This is a genomic window from uncultured Devosia sp. (genome assembly GCF_964244875.1).
GTDB lineage: Bacteria > Pseudomonadota > Alphaproteobacteria > Rhizobiales > Devosiaceae > Devosia.
This window is the reverse complement of record NZ_CAXTKA010000003.1, coordinates 261,119-282,680: the sequence shown is the minus strand read 5'-3', so window position 1 is coordinate 282,680 and position 21,562 is coordinate 261,119. Positions and strand designations below refer to the sequence as shown.

Below are 21,562 nucleotides of genomic sequence, written 5' to 3'. Positions count from 1 at the left end.
AGCGATTGAGCGGCTTTCGCCACATGCCGGGTCAGTTCATGCGCAGATTTTGCTGGACCACGGTCAACATTTCCTGGGCCGAGGCAAATTCGACCGCAACGCCGTTCTGGAAATGACGGACCACCCGGGCGCGCATGCGGCCCAGGGTGACGGGCGTGCCCATGGCCGGACGGACATCGAGTTCGATGGCGGCGCCGGACAGGGAGATATCGATGATCTTGCAATTGTAGCGCCGGCCGTCATCGAGCACGACGGTGGAATGGCGATTGTCGGGAACGACGCGCTCGTGCCGGCGATCCTCGGGCAGGTTCAGCAGGTCCTTGTTGGCGAGCCAGGTGAGCTGGGCCGCCATCCGGTCGCGTTTGCGCGGGGAGGCGGCCACTTCCATCAGGAAGCCGCCATCGACCTGGGCGATTATGGTGCCTTCCATGCGCCCAATATGGTCGACATAGGCGATGATCTTTTCACCGACGACGCCGGGCACCGGGGCGATGACCAGGGCCTCGCCGGGCGACATTTCGAGGATCTGGCAGGGGAACTCGCGACGGTCGGCCAGCATGTAGCGGCCAAGTACCGACACCTTGACGCGCTGGAAACGCACCTTTTCGGCCCGTGTGCGAGCCGGCGCAATGAACTGGGGTGAAGGAAGGCCGTCGCTGAGCATGCATTGACCAACAAATCGACTAACGTGCCGATCACACTATCGTAATCTGGTTAACGCATGGTTGCGCAGCCGCGCCGAGCACGCGGCAAGTTGGATTCAAATCGCCGCGTACCGATGGGGAGATTACTTACTGCCTGCCGCCGTCGATGACGGCGAGATGGGCATAGCGCCGGGCGCTGCGGCCATAGACCATGGCCGGCATCGCCACGGGGGAGGCGTAACCTACGTCGCCAACGACTTTGGCGGTCACGTCGCGCACCATGTCGTCGAGGGCCACGTCATCGGGCCAGATCAGGCGCAGGCCAGTGATGCGCTGTTCCATGATCGGCTGGACGCCGAGCCAATAGGGCTCGTCGAGCGCGGTCATGGCGCCGAGCAGGCGGGTATGGGTCGAGCCGTTATGCCGCAGCGGCATCAGGATGGTCTCGAAGCTCGCCTTGGTGTTGATGGCGGTGGTGCCCTGGAAGGTGACGAGAGCCACCGCATGATCCTCGGTGACGGCGCGGATCAGGGTATCCAGGGCATCCTTGTCGCGGGCATGCCAAAGGCCGGAGAAGGAGCGGCCCTTGAGTTCGCGCGCATAGGCGGTGCACAGGTGCGAGCCGGCGAGGCGGAAGGAGAACTTGTCGTCCTCGTCCAGTTCGAGAATGAAGGTGTTGGCCAAGGCTTCGCGAATGCGGGTTGGATCGATATCCTTGCGGTCCGGCGCGCTGCGCGAACCGCGGATGCCGTTCCAGTATTCATAGAGCGTCTTGGTGCTCGTCTTTTGCATTCGTGTTGATCCAAACTGGGGCATGCGCTCCTTCCGATGGAGCGCTTCTGCTGCGGATCGACATTGGCAAAAGGGCAGGGCAAAAGCGCCCTTAAAGAAGAGTTAAGGTTAACGCTGGTGTCCCAATGTGGAAAAGAAGTGGCAGAGGCGTGGTGGCCCGGCGAGTCGGAGCGAAGTGATGCATGAACAAGATCAAAAAGCGCCCAATGCCGGGGCAGGCGGGCGTGAGCCGGTGTTTTTACTTCCGGCGGTGATCACGGCGTTGATCGGGATCATGGTGGCCATTCATGCGGCGTCAACCCTGGTTCTTAACCAGGAGGGCTATGGGCAAGTGATCCGCTGGTTCGCGTTCCTGCCGCTGCGAATTCTTGCCGCCGGGCAGGATCCCGCGCTGGCCTTGCCCCTGGTGTGGACGCCGTTTACCCATGCGCTGCTGCATGGGGGCTGGGACCATCTGCTGATCAACATGGCCTGGCTGGCCATTTTCGGTACGCCCGTGGCGCGCCGCTATGGTCCCTGGGCGATGCTGGCGCTGTTTTTCGTTGCATCGGCGGCGGGGGCAGCCCTGTTCGCGGCAACGACGCTGCAGAGCGGGGCCTATCTGGTGGGGGCTTCGGGCGGCATTGCGGGGCTGACGGGGGCTGCCGTCCGGTTCATTTTCCAGCCGGTGCTGGTTTCCCAGCATCCCGAAACGGGCGAGCGAATCGTCTTGGGGCGGCGCTTGGCAAGTTTTGCCGACCTGGCCGGGGACACGCGGGCGCGCATGTTCATCCTGGTCTGGGTGGTGCTCAATGCCGCGGTGCCGCTCTTGCCCATGCTGACGGGCACCAATGTGCAAGTGGCCTGGCAGGCGCATCTCGGCGGGTTTTTCGCCGGCTTGCTGCTGGTGGGGCTGTTCGAGCGGCGTCAGTAAACCTCGGCGGGGTCGAACAGCCTGGGCAGGCCAATGTCCTCCAGGGCAGCAGTGCCGCCGTTCGTGACGACCCGACGATAAAAGCACGATTTGCGGCCGGTATGGCAGGCGGCCCCGCGCCCGGTTTGCTCGACGATGAGGACGACGGCGTCCTGGTCGCAATCGATGCGCATTTCGATCAGGCGCTGCAGTTCGCCCGAACTCTCGCCTTTCTTCCAGATCTTGCCGCGGGAGCGCGACCAGTAATGCGCAAAGCCCGTCTCGAGCGTCAGCGCCAGCGCCTGGGCATTCATATGCGCCAGCATCAGCAACTCGTTGCTGCCGGCCTCCATGGTGATGGCGGTCACAAGGCCATTGGCGTCGAAGCGGGGCGCCAGCGCCGTGCCCTCTTCAAGCTCGGCATGGCTCAGCGTCGTGGGATCGGCAAAAGGGTCAGTCATGAAGCGGTTTTTATACCGCTCCATGCGGTTTTGCCAGCCTAGCGCTTGCCGACCATGGCGAAGAAGCGGTCCTGCTCGATGCGGTCTTCGGCAAAGACACCGGTGAAACGGTGCGTGACGGTCGATACGCCATGGGCATGCACGCCGCGCATGGTCATGCACATATGCTCGGCATCCAGCATGACGGCAGCGCCGCGCGGCCCCAGGTTTTCGTTCAGCGCGTCGATAATCTGCGCGGTCAGGTTTTCCTGGGTCTGCAGGCGCCTGGCGAACACTTCGACAAGCCGGGCGAGCTTGGACAGGCCGACCACACCGTCATGGGGGAGATAGGCGATATGCGCCTTGCCCACGAACGGAACCATGTGGTGTTCGCAGTGGGAATGGAACGGGATATCGCGCACCAGCACGATATCGTCATAGCCGCCGACATCCTTGAAGGTGCGATCCAGAATCGGCTTGGGGTCCTGGTCATAGCCCGCGAAAAATTCGCCATAGGCCTTGGCGACGCGCCGGGGTGTGTCGAGCAGGCCTTCGCGCGCCGGATCGTCGCCGGCCCAGGCGATCAAGACCCGGATAGCGGCCTCGGCTTCGCTCTGGCTGGGGCGGGCTATGGCGGATTGTTCGGCGGCTTGAGCAGTAACAGGCTTCACGCGGGCATCCATGGGGCGTTGTCCTTGATGTGCATGGGCACTGATACGGGGCCAATGCGAATTTGGACCACAAGCAACAGGGTCGCCCTGACAGTGGCTTCGCGAGCACATATATAAGGACGGACAAAGCCGCTCACAAGAAACAGATTTGTGCGTTTCATGGACCTTAGCGATCTCTATTCCAACGCTATTCTGGAACTGGCCGCCAATGCACCCCAGCCCGGCCGTCTGGCCGCGCCGGATGGTTCGGCGCGCAAGGTCAGCCGCATTTGCGGCTCGGTCATCGAAGTGGACCTGGTGGTGCAGGACGGGGTGATCGTTCAATACGGACACGCGGTTTCGGCCTGCGCGCTCGGCCAGACCTCGGCGGCAGTGGTGGCGCGCGAGATCGTCGGCGCGCCGGTCGGCGAGGTTCGGGCGCTGCGGGTGCAGATGCACGCCATGCTCAAGGAGACTGGCGCGCCGCCCGCCGGCAAGTGGCGCGATCTGAGATATCTGGAGCCGGTGCGGGCCTATCGGCCGCGCCATGCCTCGACACTGCTGGTGTTCGATGCCCTGGTCGAAGCGCTGGACAAGATCGAGTCGGCGGAATCGGTTGGCGTCGTCGGTTGATGCAAAGGATCATCGACATGGCGTGGCGGGTGATCGACTGGCCGTTCAAGCTCGTCGCCTTCGCGCTGATCCAGCTTTACCGCCATACGCTGTCGGCTTTGCTGGGTCGAAGCTGCCGGCATGCGCCGACCTGCTCGGAATTTACCCGGGACGCAATCTGGCGGCACGGATTCTGGCCGGGCGGATGGATGGGGTTGGCGCGGATCGTCCGCTGCCGACCGGGCGGAACGCATGGCTACGATCCGGTCCCGGTGACGCTGCCGCCCGGATCGCACTGGTTTTTGCCGTGGAGCTATGGACGCTGGAAATAGTGCCAAGCCCTCGTGGTTCGAGGGTCGCAAGGGCTCCCGCCTCACCATGAGGGCTACTCTTCGGCCCCGAATCTTCCGGTAGCCCTCATGGTGAGGTGCGAGTTCTTCACGAGCCTCGAACCACGAGGGCGTGGCAGTGCGCAATGGGCTGGCACGCGGTGCAAACCATGATAGATAGGCCGCCTGGCGATTTAGCGAATTCGCCAATGCAGTATGACGGCGATTGTGCCACGACAAAGGATATTAGAAATGACGATCAAGGTGACGTTCCCCGACGGTGCAGCTCGCGACTATGCGCGTGGCACCACCGGGACCACCGTGGTCGAAGGTATCTCCAAGAGCCTGGCCAAGAAGACGGTGGCGATGCGCTGGAACGGCGTGTTGAGCGACCTGTCTGACCCATTGGAAGCCGATGGCAAAATTGAATTCGTAACGCGCGACAGCGGCTCGGCGGACGTGCTGGGGCTGATCCGGCACGACACGGCCCATGTGCTCGCCGAGGCGGTGCAGGAGCTGTGGCCGAACACGCAGGTGACGATCGGGCCGGTGATCGAGAACGGGTTCTATTACGATTTCAAGCGCGACGAGCCCTTCAGCGAGGACGATTTCCCGGCCATCGAAAAGAAGATGGCCGAAATCATCGACCGGGGTGCGGCGTTCAGCAAGGAAATCTGGCGCCGCGATCAGGCCAAGGACTTCTTCCGGACCAAGGGCGAGAACTTCAAGGTCGAGCTGGTCGATGCCATTCCGCCCGACCAGTCGCTCAAGATGTACAGCCAGGGCCAGTGGATCGACCTGTGCCGTGGCCCGCATATGCGCACGGTCAAGGATATCGGCAATGCGTTCAAGCTGACGAAGGTGGCTGGCGCCTATTGGCGTGGCGACAGCAACAATCCGGTGTTGAGCCGGATCTACGGCACGGCCTTTGCCACCAGGGAAGAGCTGGACGCGTACCTGCACATGATGGCGGAGGCCGAAAAGCGCGATCATCGCAAGATCGGCCAGGAAATGGACCTTTATCATTTCCAGCCCGAAGCGCAGGGGTCGGTGTTCTGGCATCCCAAGGGTTATGTGCTCTACAACCAGATGGAGACGTATATCCGGCGCCGGCTGAATGGCTCGGGCTATGTCGAGGTCAAGACGCCGCAGTTGATGAGCAGCAAATTCTGGGAGGCCTCGGGGCACTGGGGCAAGTACCGCGAAAACATGTTCGTGGTGCCTGACGAAGTGCCCGGTACCGAAGACGAGGGCCCGGTGCTCAGCGGCAAGGGCGAGCTGATGGCGCTCAAGCCGATGAACTGCCCGGCCCATATCCAGATCTTCAACCAGGGCATCAAGAGCTATCGCGACCTGCCGCTGCGGATGGCCGAATTCGGCTGCTGCCATCGCAACGAGGCACATGGCGCCCTGCATGGGCTGATGCGCGTGCGCCAGATGACGCAGGACGACGCGCATATCTTTTGCCGCGAGGACCAGATCCAGGCCGAAACCGAGCATTTCGTGCATCTGCTCTATTCGGTCTATGCCCATATGGGCTTTTCGGACGTGGTGATCAAACTGGCGACGCGGCCGGAGAAATTCGGCGGCACCATCGAGCGCTGGGATGCTGCCGAAAAAGCGCTGGGCGACGCCTTGCGGGCCACCGGCTACGATTTCGAGATCGCCGAGGGCGAGGGGGCGTTCTATGCGCCCAAGCTGGAATTCCACCTCAAGGACGCGATCGGGCGATCCTGGCAGGTGGGCACGCTGCAGCTCGATTACGTGTTGCCCGAGCGGCTCGACGCAACCTATGTGGCCGAGGACGGCAGCCGCCAATATGTGGTGATGCTGCACCGCGCCATCCTGGGATCGCTGGAGCGGTTCATCGGCATGATGATCGAATCGTATGCCGGCAAGATGCCAATGTGGCTGGCGCCGACCCAGGTAGTGGTGGCAACCATCGTCTCGGATGCCGACGAGACCGCCGAAAAGCTGGTCCGGCAATTGCGCTCGGCTGGCATTCGGGCCGAGCTCGACGCGCGCAACGAAAAGATCAACTACAAGGTGCGCGAGCATTCGGTGGGTAAGGTGCCGCTGATGTTCGTCGTCGGCAAGCGCGAGGCCGAGGAGGGCACCGTGTCCGTGCGCCGGCTCGGCACCGAGGGTCAGAAGGTCGTGCCGTTCATGGATGCCCTGGTCGAGTTGATGGCGGAGGCGACCCCGCCCGATCTCAAGGCCAAGGCGGCCTGATCCATGCCGCAGCGCCCGTCCAACCGCGAGATCAAGGCCTTGACTCACCTTGGGGAGGATAACGCGCTTGGGCCGGACGACTTCAAGGATATCGGCGAAAAGACCTTCGCCGGCATGCTGAAAAAAGGCTGGGTGGTTCCTGCCGAGGGACTACCCGGCAAATTCCGGGCAACGATCACGGGGCTGACGATCCACGAAGGCGAGATCATCTTCGCCGGTCGGCTGCGGCGGTAGGACCCCCACCTTTCCTCCCCCTGCAAGGGGGGAGGGACAGTGCGGTTGATGGGCGAGTTGGTGGCTAACTCGATGGTATTCCTCCCCCTTCCAGGGGAAGGTTAGGTGGGGGTAGTCTCAAACAATGCCTGACCCCATCGAAATCACCCGCACCATTTCGATCGATGCCAGCGAGCTCGAAGAGACGTTCGTGCGCAGCGCCGGGCCGGGCGGGCAGAACGTCAACAAGGTATCGAGCGCGGTGCAATTGCGGTTCGATCTGCGCAATTCCCCCAATATACCCGAGCCGATGAAGCGGCGGGTGGCGGTATTGGCCGGGCGCAAGCTGACCAAGCAGGGCGTGCTGGTGATCACCGCCAATGGGCACCGCGACCAGCCGATGAACCGCGCCGAGGCGCAGGAGCGGCTGGTGGCTTTGCTGAGGGAAGGCGCGGTCGCGCCCAAGTTCCGGGTGGCAACGCGGCCGACGCTCGCCTCTAAAAAGCGGCGGCTCGAGGGAAAGTCGATCCGCTCGGTCACCAAGACGATGCGGCGCGATATTCCTGACGGGGAGTGATGAATAGCTGAGATTCGGCGTCGGCGGGGGCTGCACCGTGATGCAGAGATAGGTCCGAGGACGGCGCGGCAGCTCTCGGCCCTAGGCCATGGCCGCCGCGCCCCGAAGTCTTGGTTCCTACTTGGCCGTCGCGGTGATGTTGGTCTTGCCGATCAGCACCGTGGGGTCCTGCTCGGCGGCCATGAAGTCGGCCATGCCCAGGCCGGGTTCTTCCTTGGCGGTCAATTCGATTGTCAGCGACTTGGCCTCGCCCTTGATGAAGGAGCTGACGGCAGCGCCCACGTTCTGGGCCTCGGCGGCGCCGGCGAGCATGCCGATGATGGTGCCTTCGGCCAGTCCCGCAAAGATCGGGCGCATGGTGGCGGCGTCGGAGCCCTGTTCTGCCGCGACGCTGGCCAGCACGATGTCGGCCAGACCCTCATCGACCACGTCGAGCTTGAGGTTCTGGATGACGACGGCCATGCCGGCGGCAAGGGCGGTATCTGGATTGGTATCGAACAGGGCCTTGGTGGCATTGCCGATGGTGCCGGCCAGCGCGACGCTGGCGAGGTTGGCGCCGTTGATGGACACCTCCTCGACCTCGATGGCGTCGGCCGCTTCATCCCATGCCGCCTTGAGGACATAGCCGATGTCGACCGAGGTGACCCCCAGATTGATCAACTGCTGGAGCTGCTCGTCCGCAGTATCGGTCGGCAGGTCGACGACGATATGGCTGGCACTGCTGGCGATCGCGGTGGGAATGCCGTTGAAATAATCCTCGAGGCTCAGATCGAACCCGCCGACGGAGGCGACGATGCGTTCGCCTTCGGCGTCGGGATTGGGAACGTCCACCTTGATGTCCTCGAACGAGAAGCCACCGAAGGCGGGGACCAGGGCACGGGCATTGGCCTCGAACCAGGCCTGGTCAATGGCGGCAGGGGCGGCTTCGACCAGCGCGATCGGGCCGCTGAGATCGGTCGCCTTGATGGCGATATTGCCCACGCTGACTTCGCCATCGCCTTCAACGGCGATCTTGAGGCCCTCCATCTTGACGGCCGGATAGATGCCCGGAGACATGCCATCGGTGCTGGCGCTTTCGATGGAAAAGTCGAGCGGGGCGCCGGTCTCGTCCTTGCCCGAGCAATCAAAGCCGTTGAACGTGAACGGGGAGGATTTGAAGGCGGTGAAAATGTCGGCATACATGTGCAGGAAGGTGCCGATGGTCTGGGGCGAGGGGGTGTCGCCTTCCGCTTCCAGCGCCTGGGACACCGCCATCATGTCGGCGAAGGACGATTTCAACGGCCGGCCGCTGAACTCGGCAACTTCCATCGATCCGATGGTGCACGAAACGTCCTCGGCCTCGATCGTGCCGCCCTCGGCGGCAAAGTCGCTGTAGATGACAGCCAGGTCGGTGCTGTCCGGGGCGTCGACAAGGCCATAGATGCCGAGCATGCCGCCGATGTCGAACTGCTTGGCGGAAATTTCGCCGAAGCTGCCGGAGAAGTCGTCATTGCTGGTCAGCTCGATCCCGCCCAGGGTGACTGAGCCGGCAACACCGTCTTTGACGTCATCCAGGACCAAGTCCTGGATGACGGCTTCGCCGGACTTGGCTTCGCCATCGACCATGGAGGAAAAGCTCACGGCAATGGTGGGGACGGTGATGCTGGTGGCATCCAGGGTCGCCAGCGCATCGGCATTGTCGACGATGCTGCCACTCAACATATCGCGCAAGGTCGCCTCGTCGACGCTGGAGCCGACGGCATCGATGGTGGCGATCTCGACGCTGATCTCGGGCTTGCTGATTTCGGCTTGCGGCGGCGCCTCGGGTGGGGACTTCGTCTTGATCTTTTGAGCCATGGCGCTGGACGGCAGTGCCACCGTCAGCAGACAGGCGGCGGCGATGGCGGCAAGTTTGGAATGGGCTGCAATAGCAAGGGTCACGGTTAACTCTCCGGGCTGGTTCGGGCGCAATTTGTGCCATTGCCGGTTTACCAGCAATAGGCAATGCGCATTGCGACAGTCGGGGTGGGGCAAATGTTAACGCGATGCTAACCGATACGCCATCTCAATAGGCGGTCGTTAGCACTTCGATTTCCTTGGCCGCACCGGCCTGGACCTGGAATTCCCGGTTGAAAACAGTCTCGCCCTGCTTGGCCAGAACCAGGTATTCGCCCTCCGCCAAAACCGTGGACGGAAAAGCGCCGAGATCGGAAAAAACCGTTGCGCCATCAGTGGTTTTGACAGTCCATTCGACGTCGGCAATAGCTTCCCCACCTTCTTCGGACGCCAGTCGGAAGGAAATCTGGCTGGCTTTCTGGAACAGCGTCGCATCGGTCAACTGCCCCGGCTCCACCCGCAGATCGGCCCGCACCACCGCATTGACGGTCCCGAAATGGGAGACGATATGGTAGGTGCCGGCGTTGAGCGTGACAATTTCATTGGCCAGCATGCCTTCGGCGATGGTGCTGCGGCTGGTTTCGCTGCCGGTGGTAAAGATGTCGAATTTCAACAGGTTAGCGGGGATGGCGATATCCCCGGTAATGGCCGAATTGAGCCGCAATGCCCCCGCGCCGATAACGAAACCCTTCTCATTGGGCCCCGGTGCCACGGTCAGGGTATCGCTGGCCTGGGCGCGGCCATAGGCGACATGAACCACATATTCGCCGGGCGGCAGTTCCAGCGAAGCGATGGCATCGTCGGACTTGGCGACCAGTGCCAATTCGCCGCTGGCGTCGGGCGTGGTGTCGAAAATGCGCCAGACCAGACCGTGGGGAATGACGCTGCCGTCCTCGGTAATGCGGGCGGACAGCGAGACGGGCTGCGGCGCTGAGGTCAGGGCGCTGATCGCCTCGGTAGCGGGGGTTTCGGGGGCAGGCGGCGCGATGTTCACCGGCGGCGTGGGGGCATCGCGATCGGGGCGGGGTCGCGGCAGGGCCGGCATTTCGGTCGCGTCTTGTGCCAGCGTCGGCAGCACGAATACGGCCGGCGCAAGCGGCGCCAGCAGGAGCAACAGGAGGGTGAAAGTGAGTGCCGAACGCATTGTTATCCCCGGCGGCGTGGACGCCAATATGATTGCGCCCCGTCGAGTGCTGCGCCTCGATAGGCGTCGATTGGGGAAAAGCTGTGTCATAGACATTGCTGATTGGGAACAGGTTAGTGGTGCCGGAACAACGAATTTATGTGCGTTGACCGGACCGTAACCGGGCCAATCCGGAATTACCCATCAAGGGCTATCCCGATTGCGGGAGTGTGGTTATGGGTTGGCGCAGATGCCAGGAGACAATGATGCCGGTCAATGCAGCGCTGCGCGATTACCTGATGAACCGCCGGTCGGTCGGCCAGGCTTTTTTGAAGGAACCGGGGCCGAATGGGTCTGAACTCGAGCAGATCCTGACCATGGGTACGCGCGTGCCGGACCATGGCAAGCTCAATCCCTGGCGCCTGGTGCTGTTTGCCGGCGAGGATCGCGCGCATATCGGGGATAAGTTGAAAGAGATGGCGAAAGCCAGAAACCCAGGCATGGACGAAACGGACCTGGAACGCGAGCGCATGCGCTTCCAGCCCCCGCTGACCATCGGGGTGCTGTCGGCGCCGAAGCCGCATCCCACCGTGCCGGAGTTCGAACAATTGTTGTCGGCGGGCAATGTGGCCCTCAACCTGGTGAATGCTGCGTTTGCGATGGGTTTTGCCGCCAATTGGGTGACCCGGTGGTACGCCTTCGATAAGGACGCGGCGCGTTTTCTGGGCGCCCGTGAGCGCGAACGCTTCGTCGCATTCGTGCAGATCGGTACGGCAGCGGCGGTGATCGAGGATCGGGCGCGGCCACGTCTTGAAGACATCGTGTCCCGTTGGCAAATGACTTAAGAGCATGCAAGATACTGTCCGAAAGCGCGATTTCGGAGCGCAGGAGAGGCTCATATGGTCACCCACCATTTTATCGTCGCGCGCTCGGACAGCCATTGGAAGGTGAGCTTTCACGGCACCGAACAGAGCCCGTTCGAGAGCAAGGAAGAGGCGCTTGTAGCGGCTGTAGCGGCGGCCCGGGTGGAGTTCAGCAAGGGCCTCGAGGTCGAAGTTCTAGTCCAGGATATTGATTCCACGTTCCACAGCGCCTGGAAGTCTGGCGCCGATGGCGAGAATGCCGACCTGTCGACAAGCCAGTGAGCACTCCGGCAAGGTTAACGCGGAGTTAACCAGCGTTCGTGTTTGATTAACTTCGACGATTCTCTCGAGACGGGTTCATGGGCGTCCAGCCAATCGCCGTACCACAGAGCCTTGCCTATGTCCTGACTTCGGCAGGCGATCGCAATGGCGTGGACTTCGACTACCTGTTGCAGACCGCGATGCGCGAGAGCAGCCTTGACCCGCAGGCAAAGGCGCAGACATCATCGGCCGTCGGGCTGTTCCAGTTTCTGGAAAGCACCTGGTTGCAAGTGATGAAGGAGGAGGGCCCGCGGCTGGGCTACCAGCAATATGCCAATGCGATCGAAAAGACCGGCGATGGCTATCAGGTCAGCGATCCACAGGCGCGCGCGCAAATCCTCAAGTTGCGCGAAGACCCTCAGATCGCAGCGGATTTGGCCGCCGCATTCACCAAGTCGAACGGCGATTATCTGAGCGCCAAGTTTGGCCGCCAGCCCAGCGCGGGCGAGCTCTATATAGCCCATTTCCTGGGAGCCCAAGGCGCCGAGAAGATGTTCGATGCGGGGCTGAGCAATCCCGACCAGATCGCGGCATACCTGTTTCCGCGCCAGGCGCAGGCCAACAAGACGATTTTCTACGACGACGGACAGCCGCGGACCATCCGGCAAGTCTATCGTGCCTTAGTGTCCAAGCACGAGATCGGTGGGCCCTCAGCACAGTTCGCCGCCCAGCAAATGGCTAATCAGCCGGTCGCGCATGTTGCCGAGCCGGTGGTGCCGTCGCGGTTCTCTCCGGCGAACATGTCGTTTACCGGGCTGTTCAAAAACGAGGTGCAGGCCGCCCCGCAATCGCCGCTGGGACCGGTGAGTGCCGGGGGAAGTGCGTTTTTTACCCAGCTTTACGGGCGGTAGGAACGCAAGATAGCAGCAGGCGTTCACCATTGGTGAAGGATAGATCGAACGGAACTGACGGATTGATGATTTGCGGCCAAACGCGCCGGGCAGATTCAGCACCGGTTAAAGATTAAGACGCGTAGATGCCGCATCGCTCGGTGACGAGACAAGGCCATATGATGCGACGCGCAGCCACTGCCGTAGTAAAAAATTTAGCGCTGCCGAGGGGTTTGACAATCCTGGGTTTGGCTCTGGCTTCATGGGGTCTGGTGATAGCCGGCATGCACATTGTGACCGCGCTGTTCGCCTACATTTCGGCAAGCGTCTAAACCGTCGACCATTTATGGTGAACCGTTCCTTAAGCCTTGATCGCTAGCTTGGTCTGCGGGAAATCCGGAGATCGGAATGGTTGGCTACAAGGACTTCGTCCGGCTATCTCAATCCAGCGACAGCGAAGAGCGCGGCGGTGCGGCGCATATGGCGGCCATGGCTTATCTCGGCCATCAGGGGCCGGCTGACGAACAGGCCGCCTTGTACGCCTCCCTGATCGGATTTCTGGACGATCCCTCGGTCAAGGTGCGCGCCGCGCTGGCCTATGGTTTGCTGCACGCGGCGGATGCGCCGCGGCCGATCATGCTGGCCCTGCTGCATGACAGCGCCGTGATCTCCCGGGCGGTGGTGCAATATTCGCCGGTTTTGATCGATGCGGATATCGTCGGGCTGGTGCGCGAATTCGATCTGCCGATGCTGCTGGCGGTTTGCCAGCGCTCCGCCATCAGCGAGCGTCTGGCGTCGGCGCTGATCGCACGCGGGGAGCAGCCTGTGAGCTTGCGCGTCCTGCGGCGGGCCGATGCGGCGGTGGGCGCGGCTTTGCTGCAGCAATTGGCCGAGCGCGAGGGGCACGATGCCGATATGCGGGGAGCATTGCTGATGCGCCGCGAACTGCCTGCGGCTATCCGCGCACTGGTGGTGCAAAAAGCCGTGGAAGCGCTGGCGGGCGCCCGCATCGTCAAGGGCGCTCTGGCAAGCGATCGGCTGGCCCGGGTCCTGCGCAACAGCCGCGATACTGCGCTATCGGCCATTGGCGAGCGTGAGGCCGTCAAGGCGCAAACCGGTTTTGCCGCCGATCTGATCGTTTCCGACCGGCTAAATACCAGGCTGCTGCTGCACGCGGTGGTCACGGGCCATGTCATGTTTTTTGCCGATTGCCTGGCCGAGCTCGGGCAGACCCCGCGCGACAAAGTGTTCTCGCTGTTGGAAAACGGCAGCCGGCCGGCGCTTAACGCCATGCTGGGCCGATGCGGCCTGGGGGAGGGAATGCGCCTGCTTTTCGTCAAGCTGGTCATGCACGCACGTGCGGCGGACCTGGCCGATGATGCAGCGGCGCGGCACTATGTCGTGACCGCACTGACCGAGGAGCTGATCGTTGATCATGCCGGGGCTATCCCCAACGAGTTGGAAGAAGCCTTCGCCTATTTGAGCGAGCAGAACGTGCAACTCGCCCGCCGGGCCGCGCGCGGGGTCATGGCAGCGTTCGCCGGCACTGCTGATAAACGCATGGCGCTGCCCTCCATCGTCGATGACCGCCTGGCCTTGCCCGCGGCATAGCTCGGCGCCTTGGGGTCGACCGATTAAATCAGTAGCGAAACTGTTCGCTCAGGACGCGTTCCTCAAGGCTCGTGCCTGGATCAAACAGCAGCGTGACGCCTTGAGAGCGATCTTCGCGCACCGTGACTTCCAGCACGTTCTGGAGCTCTATGTTGTCGGCGACGGCGCTAACGGGCCGTTTGGCGGCCTCGCGGGTAATGAACTTGACCACCGCGCGATTGCCCAGGATGGCGCCACGCCAGCGGCGCGGCCGGAACGGCGAGATCGGGGTCAGCACCAGCAGCGGTGCCTCGATCGGCAGGATCGGACCATGAGCCGAAAGATTGTAGGCGGTAGAGCCAGCCGGCGTCGACAACAGGACGCCGTCGCAGATCAATTCCTCCAGGCGCGTTTCGCCATCGATGACAATCTGGATTTTGGCGGCCTGATAGGTCGAGCGGAACAGCGAGACTTCGTTGAGCGCCAGGCTGGTTTGCTGCCGGCCGCTTGTATCGATCACTTGCATGGAGAGCGGGTAGATGCGGGTCTGCTGGGCTGCGGAGAGGCGCTCGCCCAAGGTATCCTCGGAAAAGGCGTTCATCATGAAGCCGACCGAGCCGAAATTCATGCCATAAACCGGCACATTGGTGCGCAGGACACGATGCAGGGTTTGCAGCATCAGTCCGTCACCGCCCAAAGCGACGACGACTTCGGCTGAGTCAAAGGCGATGTCGCCGTAGCGCTGCCGCAAGCGCTGCGCGGCAATTTCGGATTCGGGGGTACCGTTGGTCACAAAGCTGATGCGCTCGGTCGGTCGGCTCGCCACTGATCTCTCCCAGAACTGCTCGCGGGTTGATTATCACGGCTTCGCCATCGGAGCACAGCTAAACCGTTGGCGCTGTTTACCGGCAGCAGGGCGCCACAGAGGCTTGGACGTGCCGAAATGGCATCACCCGCCGGCAATATGTGCGCTGGGGAATTTTATGGGCGAGCAATTAGCCATAGTCCGGCCGGGGCCATTGCGCGAACGGCCGATCTCGGGCACTAAAAAACGGATTGCCGGCCACTCGACAACAACTGTGAGATTCCAGGACAACAGATGGACGATCAGGAATTCAATCTGCGTGCTGCTCTTGGTTTGTTGCGGAGACAACTGAAGCTCATCATCATCACGTTCATTCTTGTGCTTGGCGTTGCCAGTATCGCCCTGTTTTCGGTCAAGCCGGCCTACACGGCCACAGCCCTAGTGCTGGTCGATCCGAGCCGCAAGGACTTGCTGGATCCTGAAGTAGCGGCCGCGAGCTCGACGTCGGACAGTGCCCGGGTTGAAAGCGAAGTGGAAATCGCCAAATCCGAGACGATTTTGCTTCAGGTCATTCAAGACGCCAAATTGCTGTCGGATCCGGAGTTTGGCGTAAAGCTTGGTCTTCGCGACCAGATACTGGGTCTGTTGCGGATCGCAACGCCGCAATTGCCGACCGGCGAGGATGCGCTGAATTCGGTGTTGGACAAGTTGCGGGATTCGGTTTCCGTTCAGCGCCGTGGCCTGACCTACCTGCTGGCGATCAGCGCTCGGGCCGACGATCCGGAGAGCGCGACGAAGATCGCCAATGCCATGTCCAACGCCTATATCAGTGCGCAGCTCAATTCCAAGATCGCGTCGACGCTCGCGTCGCGTGACATCATCCAGGCCCGCATTGCCGACGCCAGTGGCGCCGTCGTAGCATCCGAAGGGGCGTTCGACACCTTTATTGCCGACAATATCCAACGCATTACCGAAGAATCTGGCCGCACCGACATTGCCAAGATTCGCGACGATCTGCAGGCGGCGAACTCAAACCGGACCCGATTGGCGCAATTGGTCGAGACGGCCGACAGCAGCCTGCAGCAGCAGGATTTCGCGGCCCTGTCCAATACGCTGCAGTCGGACGCCCTGAGGCGCCTGGAAGCCCAGCGCCAGGCGATCGCCGCGCGATTGGCCGGTTCGGCAACCGATTCGCCGACATCCATCGATCTGCGCGCCGAGCTGGCAAAAGTGCAGGGCGACATTACCAATACCGCCCAGACCGAGCTGACGACCCTGCGGACACAGGTCAACTCGGCGCAGTCGCAAGCCACCGATTTGCGCACCCAACTGCGCACGAGCGTCTTGAGCAGCGACCTGCCGGCCGATGTTCTGACCAATATCTATGAACTGCAGCAATCCTCCGAAATCGCGCGGACGCAGTATCAGACGCTGCTGGCGCGAATGAAGGATCTGGAAGCGCAGGCCTATCTTCAGGTTGCCGACAGCCGCATCGTTTCCCCAGCCACGCCGCCCAATTCACCGTCATTTCCCAATACCCGAGTGTTTCTGGTGCTGGCGGGCCTGGTCGCACTCGGCTTGGGTATCGGGCTGGCGTTCCTTGCCGAAAACTTTGTCGGCGGTTTTACCTCCGAAGAGCAACTGCGTTCGGTTCTCAAGACCAATGTGGTCGCTAGCATTCCCGCGCAAAGGCCGGTCAAGAAGGGGCGCGGCCCGGAGCCGTTGAGTTCGGCTGATCTCGTGGCAACTTCGCCGCTTTCGGTGTTCGCCGAAGGGGTCCGCCGCGTCCGAGTTGGCGTCGACCAGGCTTTGCGGCGCAACAAGCCGCCCACCCAATCGGGGCGGATTATCATGGTGACGTCGGCTGCGCCAAACGAGGGCAAGACGACGACGTCGCTGGCGCTGGCCCGTGCCTATAGCCTGTCGGGCAGTTCGGTCCTGCTGGTCGACTGCGACTTCCGCAAGCCAAGCCTGCATCGCTCGATTGGCCTGGAATCGTCGATGGGATTGCTGGAATACCTGAGCGGCAACGAGAACGTGGCGGATTTCGAAACCATCGTGAACCGCGATCCCCTCAGTTCCACGCAGGTTCTGGTCGGCGCGCGGCGCAGCGATACGGCTACCGACCAGTTGATTGCCGGGCCGTCCTTTGCCCAATTGGTCAAATCGGCCAGGGCGGCCTTCGATATCGTCATCCTGGATACCCCGCCGATCGGGCCGGTAGTGGATGGCCTCTATCTGGCGCAGTTTCCGGATGTCATCGTCTTCGTCACCCGTTGGGCGAGTACCTCGCAGACCGACGCGCGCAACGCGGTCAACGCGCTCGATGACGTAAAGAACAAGAACGTGCAGATCCTGTCCGTCTTGACCCAGCAAGAAGCGTCCAAGGCGTCCTATCGCGGCAAGTATGCCGGATATTATTCCGAGGCCGGCTAGGCCGCTCAGTCGGCGCACCGGATCCTGGACACGCGATCGCGCGGCTCCAATCACGGGCCGCGCGAATGTTTTGTACCATACGATGACAGTCTATTCGGCGGCGGCGGAGCCCAGTTCTTCTAGGCCGGCGCGGGACGGCCTGCCGATGCTGGTATAGGTAAAGCCGTGCGGCTCGACTTCCTTGTCGCGATAAACGTTGCGCAAATCGACGAAGCAGGGATTGCGCATGATGGACTTGAGGTGCGCGAAGTCCAGGGACCGGAAAGCATTCCATTCGGTCACCAGCACGAGGCAGTCGGCGCCCGTCGCCGCATCATAAGCACTGCTGGCATATTGAATGCCGCTGATGACTGATTTTGACGCTTCCATGCCTTCGGGATCATAGGCCTTGATGATCGCGCCGGCGTCCACCAGGGTCTGGATGATGGCAATCGAGGGGGCATCGCGCATATCGTCGGTGTTGGGCTTGAAGGTCAAGCCGAGAATGCCGATGGTCTTGCCGCGCACATCGCTGCCATAGGCGGTGATAATCTTGCGGCCCATGGCGCGCTTGCGCTGATCGTTGATGGCCACAGTAGCCTCGACCAGGCGCAGCGGTGCGCCATAGTCCTGGCCGATTTTCATCATGGCCAGCGTATCCTTGGGAAAGCAGGAGCCGCCATAGCCAGGACCGGCGTTCAGGAATTTGCCCCCGATACGATTGTCCAGGCCGATACCACGGGCAACGTCCTGCACATTGGCGCCGGTGTTTTCGCAGAGGTCGGAAACTTCGTTGATAAAGGTGATTTTCATCGCGAGGAAAGCATTGGCCGCATATTTAATGAGTTCCGCCGTGCGCCGGCCGGTAAACATCAGCGGCGCCTGGTTGAGGTAGAGTGGACGGTAAACCTCGGTCATCGGCTCGCGGGCGCTTTCATCCTCGATGCCGATCACGATGCGATCGGGCCGTTTGAAGTCCTCGATGGCCGCACCCTCGCGCAAAAATTCGGGGTTGGAGACGACGACGATTTCCGCCGATGGATTGGTTTCACGCATAATGCGGGCGACTTCGTCACCGGTTCCGACCGGCACTGTCGACTTCGTCACCACGACGGTAAAGCCAAAGACTGCCTTGGCGATCGAAGCGGCGGCCGCATAGACATAAGACAGGTCGGCGTGACCGTCGCCACGACGCGACGGCGTCCCGACCGCGATGAAGACGACATTGGCATTGGCGACGGCGCTGTCCAGTTCGGTGGTAAACGACAGGCGTCCGGCCGCGGCATTGGCGGCGACCAGCTGATCCAGACCAGGCTCGAAGATCGGTATCTCGCCGTTATTGAGCGCCGCGATCTTTTGCTCGTTCAAATCGACGCAGACCACGGTATGACCAAAGTCCGCGAAACAAGCGCCACTTACCAGACCGACATAGCCTGAACCGATTACAGCAATGCGCATACCACACCTTTCAACTTACTTTGGCGTACCGTTAGCCAAGAACGGAGGAACCTGCCATCGCCAAATTCTAAGATGGTTTCCACGCCAGGGCTACAGTGGACGCCGCATATGTACGCTGCAAACGGTGACGGATTATTGTGGTGCGTTTTGCTGCAAATCAATGTCTACCAGTCCTTGAATATGGTTAAGGCCGACAGCTTCGATAGTGGCGGCGGGAACGGCTCGACCCATAGAGTGGCGTTGCTGCATTAGGGATATCGCAAGTCACCTGTGGTTTGGGGCAAGATAGCATCGTATACCGATTGCGCTGCCGATCACCGTCATGTCAGGTGAGGGTTCGATGCCAGTATATCCGTCGTGTTGCGCATCCAGCCGCAATCACCGCGACGCAAGCGGGTGGATTGACTATTGCGTGACTGGGCCCGGTTCGTGTGAAGATTTGTAGACCATGCAAGACCAGATGATGACGCAGAAATTGACGCTCGATGCAGCGGGAAGCCGGCACAAGGTCTGCTTCGTGATCAATCACAGCTTTGCCTTCAGGACACTGTTTCGCGGGTTGTTTCCCCATCTGACTGGATATGGCATCGACTGCGACGCGGTCGTAGGGGACGCCGAGTATCTGGGGGAGGGGCATGCGAAGCTGGCTGACGTCAATATTCACGTCATTCCCATGACCAGGGCACCTTCAATCGTGAAGGACTTGATTTCGCTTGTTCAGATGATCTGGTTTTTCGCCCGCAACCGGTACGACGTCCTGCATATATCGACGCCCAAGGCGGCGTTTCTCGGGGCAATTGCGGGTCGGCTGACCGGTCACAAGAACATCTTGTTCGTGGTGCGTATCCGCATCTATGAGGACATGACCGGGTGGCGGAGAAGCTTTTTCGAGTGGATCGACCGTTGCGTATGCGCGCTCAGCACAAGCGTTGCACCGATCAGCCGCGAAATGGGCGAAGCCATGGTTCGCGACGGGATTTGCTCGCCCGAGAAACTGGTTTATTTCGGCAAGGGATCGAGCAACGGCATCGACACCAAGGTTTACGTCAAGGATGCAGTGACAATGGAGCGCGGTACCGGGTTGCGCAAGTCGCTCGGCATCGCTCCCGACACACTGGTTGCCTTGTTTATTGGGCGGCTGGCGCAGGGCAAGGGTGTGGAACATATTCCAGCCCTGATCAAGCGGGTGGAAAGCCTCAAACTACCGGTCCATTTCGTTATTGCCGGCCCGGTGGACTGGCGCGAACCGACAGCGCCGGAAGTGTTGGAGTTCATTGATTCCAGCCCATTGGTGACCCGGCTTGAGTATCAGGCGGACCCAGCTGCAGCCTTCGCGGCTGCAGACCTGCTGCTGTTTCCCTCTAACCGGGAAGGCTTTGGCAATGTGGCGCTGGAAGCGCAGGCTATGGAACTGGCGGTTTCGGGATTTGCGATTTACGGCGTGCGCGAAGGGGTTCGCCATGGCGAGACTGGCCTCCTGGCGGCGCCTGGCGACACCGAGGGCTTTGTCGACAACTCGATCGCGCTGTTGACCGACAAGCCTATGCGGGAAAAATTCGGCAAGCGCGGCGCTGGATGGGTGCGCGAGAATTTTTCCAACGAAGTGGTATGGACCCATTTGCGAGCGACGCTTTTTGGCATGATGGCGCAGAAGTAAGGGATTTTTGGCGGCATGAGCAGGCTAGTATTTGCCGTCGATCATCTGTTCCGCATCGATACGGACGGCACAGTCTATACGATGGGCGGCAAGTTCCCCTATTCTGCGTGGCAGACTTATCTCGAGGCTTTTGACGAAGTCGTGGTGGTCAGTCGCGGGCGACCGCTGGTGGCCGATGCCAAACTCTCGGTGTCATCAGGCCCAGGCGTCCGCCATGTGTTGATCGGCGGACGGCGGGGATTGGCGCGAGCGCTGGATTACTCGGCTGATCGCGCAGCGCTGATGGCCGAACTGGCCAAGGCCGACGCGGTGGTGAGCCGCTTGCCCAGCGAAATTGGGCTGGCGGCCTTTCATGGCGCCAAGACCTTGGGCATTCCGGCGATGATCGAAGTGGTGGCATGCCCCTGGGACGCGCTTTGGTATCATGGTTCGCTTGTTTCCAAAGTTTATGCCCCGATCCTGACGGCGCGGACCCGTGCAGCGGTCAAACAGGCAGACATGGTCCGCTATGTGACGGAGCACTTTCTGCAAGGGCGATATCCGAGTTCTGGAGCGCAGATCCACGCGTCCAACGTGATGCTGGCAAAATCCGATCCGCAGACCTTGCAGGCGCGTCTGCCTAGGCTTGCGTCATTGCCCGGCCGGAAAGTTATTCTTGGTACGATCGGGAATTTGTCGACCGAGCTCAAGGGGGTGGCAACTGCCATCGAGGCCTTGTCGCACCCCAGTTTGCGTGAGCGCGATTTCGAATACCGGGTGCTTGGGGAAGGCGATCCGCAGCGTTATCGGGCGATGGCTGCAGCAGCCGGCATCGGAGAGAAAATTCGGTTCGATGGCGTTTTGCCGGCCGGTGACGCGGTGTTTGCCTGGCTCGACGAAGTCGACATCTACCTGCAACCCTCGTTTCAGGAGGGTTTGCCTCGCGCCGTGATCGAGGCCCTTAGCCGCGGTGCCATCAGCATCGGTTCGACCGCGGGGGGGACGCCAGAACTGCTCAAGCCGGAGCGGTTACACGCCCCCGGCGACGCGGCGGCACTCACCGCGAGGATCGTGGCGGCCCTTGCGGCATCGCCTTCGGATCTGGCAGAAGAAGCAAGGCTCAATGTCCAAAAGGCGTCGGCCTACGAGCGCGATGTGCTTCTGGCGCGCCGGATCGCTTTTTGCCGCCGTCTAGCGGATGCGGCCAACCCGAAGGTGCATCAAGTCCTTGCGTGACACCCCGTTCGCCCAGGCGCAGCAATCGA

21 protein-coding genes are annotated in these 21,562 nt (G+C 61.6%); 13 read left to right on the top strand and 8 right to left on the bottom strand.

Annotated elements, in window-relative coordinates; all coding sequences use genetic code 11:
- Positions 1–31 precede the first annotated feature (31 nt).
- Positions 32–664, bottom strand: coding sequence for a PilZ domain-containing protein (locus ACFE8X_RS06110; RefSeq protein WP_375450553.1), 633 nt, complete (start codon positions 662–664; stop codon positions 32–34).
- Positions 665–791: 127 nt separating this feature from the next.
- Positions 792–1,436: a PAS domain-containing protein gene (locus ACFE8X_RS06105; protein WP_375450552.1), complete on the bottom strand. Its 645-nt coding sequence runs from the start codon at positions 1,434–1,436 to the stop codon at positions 792–794.
- A 178-nt stretch (positions 1,437–1,614) separates the two neighbouring features.
- Here ACFE8X_RS06105 and ACFE8X_RS06100 point away from each other — a divergent pair, with 178 nt between their 5' ends.
- Complete coding sequence (locus ACFE8X_RS06100; protein WP_375450551.1) at positions 1,615–2,349, top strand: rhomboid family intramembrane serine protease; 735 nt, start codon at positions 1,615–1,617, stop codon at positions 2,347–2,349.
- Here the strand turns inward: ACFE8X_RS06100 and hisI are convergent.
- Positions 2,343–2,789 (bottom strand): phosphoribosyl-AMP cyclohydrolase, encoded by a 447-nt coding sequence (hisI, locus tag ACFE8X_RS06095; protein ID WP_375450550.1) that lies wholly within the window; start codon positions 2,787–2,789, stop codon positions 2,343–2,345. The genes ACFE8X_RS06100 and hisI overlap by 7 nt on opposite strands.
- Positions 2,790–2,827: 38 nt before the next feature.
- Complete coding sequence (gene folE / locus ACFE8X_RS06090; protein ID WP_375450549.1) at positions 2,828–3,451, bottom strand: GTP cyclohydrolase I FolE; 624 nt, start codon at positions 3,449–3,451, stop codon at positions 2,828–2,830.
- Positions 3,452–3,598: 147 nt separating this feature from the next.
- On the opposite strand from folE, the gene ACFE8X_RS06085 reads away from it, so the two are divergent.
- The 5 genes from ACFE8X_RS06085 (at position 3,599) to arfB (ending at position 7,381) form a co-directional block, all read left to right on the top strand.
- Positions 3,599–4,051, top strand: a complete 453-nt coding sequence (locus tag ACFE8X_RS06085; RefSeq protein WP_375450548.1) for an iron-sulfur cluster assembly scaffold protein — start codon at positions 3,599–3,601, stop codon at positions 4,049–4,051.
- A gap of 17 nt (positions 4,052–4,068) precedes the next feature.
- Positions 4,069–4,362, top strand: a complete 294-nt coding sequence (yidD, locus tag ACFE8X_RS06080; protein WP_375450547.1) for a membrane protein insertion efficiency factor YidD — start codon at positions 4,069–4,071, stop codon at positions 4,360–4,362.
- 249 nt (positions 4,363–4,611) lie between these two features.
- Complete coding sequence (gene thrS / locus ACFE8X_RS06075) at positions 4,612–6,591, top strand: threonine--tRNA ligase (RefSeq protein WP_375450546.1); 1,980 nt, start codon at positions 4,612–4,614, stop codon at positions 6,589–6,591.
- 3 nt (positions 6,592–6,594) lie between these two features.
- Entirely contained in the window at positions 6,595–6,825 is a 231-nt protein-coding gene (locus tag ACFE8X_RS06070; RefSeq protein ID WP_375450545.1) for a hypothetical protein, read from the top strand.
- 124 nt (positions 6,826–6,949) lie between these two features.
- On the top strand, positions 6,950–7,381 hold the full coding sequence (gene arfB, locus ACFE8X_RS06065) for an alternative ribosome rescue aminoacyl-tRNA hydrolase ArfB (protein WP_375450544.1): 432 nt from the start codon (positions 6,950–6,952) through the stop codon (positions 7,379–7,381).
- A gap of 117 nt (positions 7,382–7,498) precedes the next feature.
- Here the strand turns inward: arfB and ACFE8X_RS06060 are convergent, their stop codons facing one another.
- The gene (locus tag ACFE8X_RS06060; RefSeq protein ID WP_375450543.1) at positions 7,499–9,301 is read right to left on the bottom strand and encodes a hypothetical protein; all 1,803 of its coding nucleotides are present in this window, start codon (positions 9,299–9,301) and stop codon (positions 7,499–7,501) included.
- A gap of 124 nt (positions 9,302–9,425) precedes the next feature.
- Positions 9,426–10,400, bottom strand: coding sequence for a hypothetical protein (locus tag ACFE8X_RS06055; protein ID WP_375450542.1), 975 nt, complete (start codon positions 10,398–10,400; stop codon positions 9,426–9,428).
- Positions 10,401–10,642: 242 nt separating this feature from the next.
- Here ACFE8X_RS06055 and ACFE8X_RS06050 point away from each other — a divergent pair, with 242 nt between their 5' ends.
- The 4 genes from ACFE8X_RS06050 (at position 10,643) to ACFE8X_RS06035 (ending at position 14,004) form a co-directional block, all read left to right on the top strand.
- Positions 10,643–11,224 carry a nitroreductase gene (locus tag ACFE8X_RS06050; protein ID WP_375450541.1) on the top strand — a complete coding sequence of 194 codons (582 nt, stop codon included), beginning with the start codon at positions 10,643–10,645 and terminating at the stop codon, positions 11,222–11,224.
- A gap of 54 nt (positions 11,225–11,278) precedes the next feature.
- A complete protein-coding gene (locus tag ACFE8X_RS06045; protein WP_375450540.1) occupies positions 11,279–11,524 on the top strand; it encodes a hypothetical protein in 246 nt (81 codons plus the stop codon).
- 77 nt (positions 11,525–11,601) lie between these two features.
- Positions 11,602–12,414, top strand: coding sequence for a transglycosylase SLT domain-containing protein (locus tag ACFE8X_RS06040; RefSeq protein WP_375450539.1), 813 nt, complete (start codon positions 11,602–11,604; stop codon positions 12,412–12,414).
- A gap of 387 nt (positions 12,415–12,801) precedes the next feature.
- Positions 12,802–14,004, top strand: coding sequence for a DUF2336 domain-containing protein (locus tag ACFE8X_RS06035; protein WP_375450538.1), 1,203 nt, complete (start codon positions 12,802–12,804; stop codon positions 14,002–14,004).
- Positions 14,005–14,032: 28 nt separating this feature from the next.
- Here ACFE8X_RS06035 and ACFE8X_RS06030 read toward each other — a convergent pair whose 3' ends face one another.
- Entirely contained in the window at positions 14,033–14,809 is a 777-nt protein-coding gene (locus ACFE8X_RS06030) for an NAD kinase (RefSeq protein ID WP_375450537.1), read from the bottom strand.
- 273 nt (positions 14,810–15,082) lie between these two features.
- Between ACFE8X_RS06030 and ACFE8X_RS06025 the strand changes: the two genes are divergently transcribed.
- The gene (locus ACFE8X_RS06025; RefSeq protein WP_375450536.1) at positions 15,083–17,224 is read left to right on the top strand and encodes a GumC family protein; all 2,142 of its coding nucleotides are present in this window, start codon (positions 15,083–15,085) and stop codon (positions 17,222–17,224) included.
- 90 nt (positions 17,225–17,314) lie between these two features.
- On the opposite strand, the gene ACFE8X_RS06020 is transcribed toward ACFE8X_RS06025, so the two are convergent.
- A complete protein-coding gene (locus ACFE8X_RS06020) occupies positions 17,315–18,661 on the bottom strand; it encodes a UDP-glucose dehydrogenase family protein (protein WP_375450535.1) in 1,347 nt (448 codons plus the stop codon).
- A gap of 448 nt (positions 18,662–19,109) precedes the next feature.
- On the opposite strand from ACFE8X_RS06020, the gene ACFE8X_RS06015 reads away from it, so the two are divergent.
- Together ACFE8X_RS06015 and ACFE8X_RS06010 are read left to right on the top strand one after the other, a co-directional pair.
- Complete coding sequence (locus ACFE8X_RS06015; RefSeq protein ID WP_375450534.1) at positions 19,110–20,318, top strand: glycosyltransferase; 1,209 nt, start codon at positions 19,110–19,112, stop codon at positions 20,316–20,318.
- Between the two features lie 81 nt (positions 20,319–20,399).
- Positions 20,400–21,533, top strand: coding sequence for a glycosyltransferase family 4 protein (locus ACFE8X_RS06010; RefSeq protein WP_375450533.1), 1,134 nt, complete (start codon positions 20,400–20,402; stop codon positions 21,531–21,533).
- Positions 21,534–21,562 lie beyond the last annotated feature (29 nt).

Coding starts and splice junctions, on each gene's coding strand:
- ACFE8X_RS06015 (WP_375450534.1), top strand. CDS start 19,110: ATGCAAGACCAGATGATGACGCAGAAATTGACGCTCGATGCAGCGGGA.
- ACFE8X_RS06010 (WP_375450533.1), top strand. CDS start 20,400: ATGGGCGGCAAGTTCCCCTATTCTGCGTGGCAGACTTATCTCGAGGCT.
- ACFE8X_RS06025 (WP_375450536.1), top strand. CDS start 15,083: ATGGACGATCAGGAATTCAATCTGCGTGCTGCTCTTGGTTTGTTGCGG.
- ACFE8X_RS06105 (WP_375450552.1), bottom strand. CDS start 1,436: ATGCAAAAGACGAGCACCAAGACGCTCTATGAATACTGGAACGGCATC.
- thrS (WP_375450546.1), top strand. CDS start 4,612: ATGACGATCAAGGTGACGTTCCCCGACGGTGCAGCTCGCGACTATGCG.
- ACFE8X_RS06020 (WP_375450535.1), bottom strand. CDS start 18,661: ATGCGCATTGCTGTAATCGGTTCAGGCTATGTCGGTCTGGTAAGTGGC.
- ACFE8X_RS06045 (WP_375450540.1), top strand. CDS start 11,279: ATGGTCACCCACCATTTTATCGTCGCGCGCTCGGACAGCCATTGGAAG.
- ACFE8X_RS06050 (WP_375450541.1), top strand. CDS start 10,643: ATGATGCCGGTCAATGCAGCGCTGCGCGATTACCTGATGAACCGCCGG.
- folE (WP_375450549.1), bottom strand. CDS start 3,451: ATGGATGCCCGCGTGAAGCCTGTTACTGCTCAAGCCGCCGAACAATCC.
- ACFE8X_RS06085 (WP_375450548.1), top strand. CDS start 3,599: ATGGACCTTAGCGATCTCTATTCCAACGCTATTCTGGAACTGGCCGCC.
- ACFE8X_RS06035 (WP_375450538.1), top strand. CDS start 12,802: ATGGTTGGCTACAAGGACTTCGTCCGGCTATCTCAATCCAGCGACAGC.
- hisI (WP_375450550.1), bottom strand. CDS start 2,789: ATGACTGACCCTTTTGCCGATCCCACGACGCTGAGCCATGCCGAGCTT.
- ACFE8X_RS06070 (WP_375450545.1), top strand. CDS start 6,595: ATGCCGCAGCGCCCGTCCAACCGCGAGATCAAGGCCTTGACTCACCTT.
- ACFE8X_RS06040 (WP_375450539.1), top strand. CDS start 11,602: ATGGGCGTCCAGCCAATCGCCGTACCACAGAGCCTTGCCTATGTCCTG.
- yidD (WP_375450547.1), top strand. CDS start 4,069: ATGGCGTGGCGGGTGATCGACTGGCCGTTCAAGCTCGTCGCCTTCGCG.
- ACFE8X_RS06055 (WP_375450542.1), bottom strand. CDS start 10,400: ATGCGTTCGGCACTCACTTTCACCCTCCTGTTGCTCCTGCTGGCGCCG.
- ACFE8X_RS06110 (WP_375450553.1), bottom strand. CDS start 664: ATGCTCAGCGACGGCCTTCCTTCACCCCAGTTCATTGCGCCGGCTCGC.
- ACFE8X_RS06100 (WP_375450551.1), top strand. CDS start 1,615: ATGCATGAACAAGATCAAAAAGCGCCCAATGCCGGGGCAGGCGGGCGT.
- arfB (WP_375450544.1), top strand. CDS start 6,950: ATGCCTGACCCCATCGAAATCACCCGCACCATTTCGATCGATGCCAGC.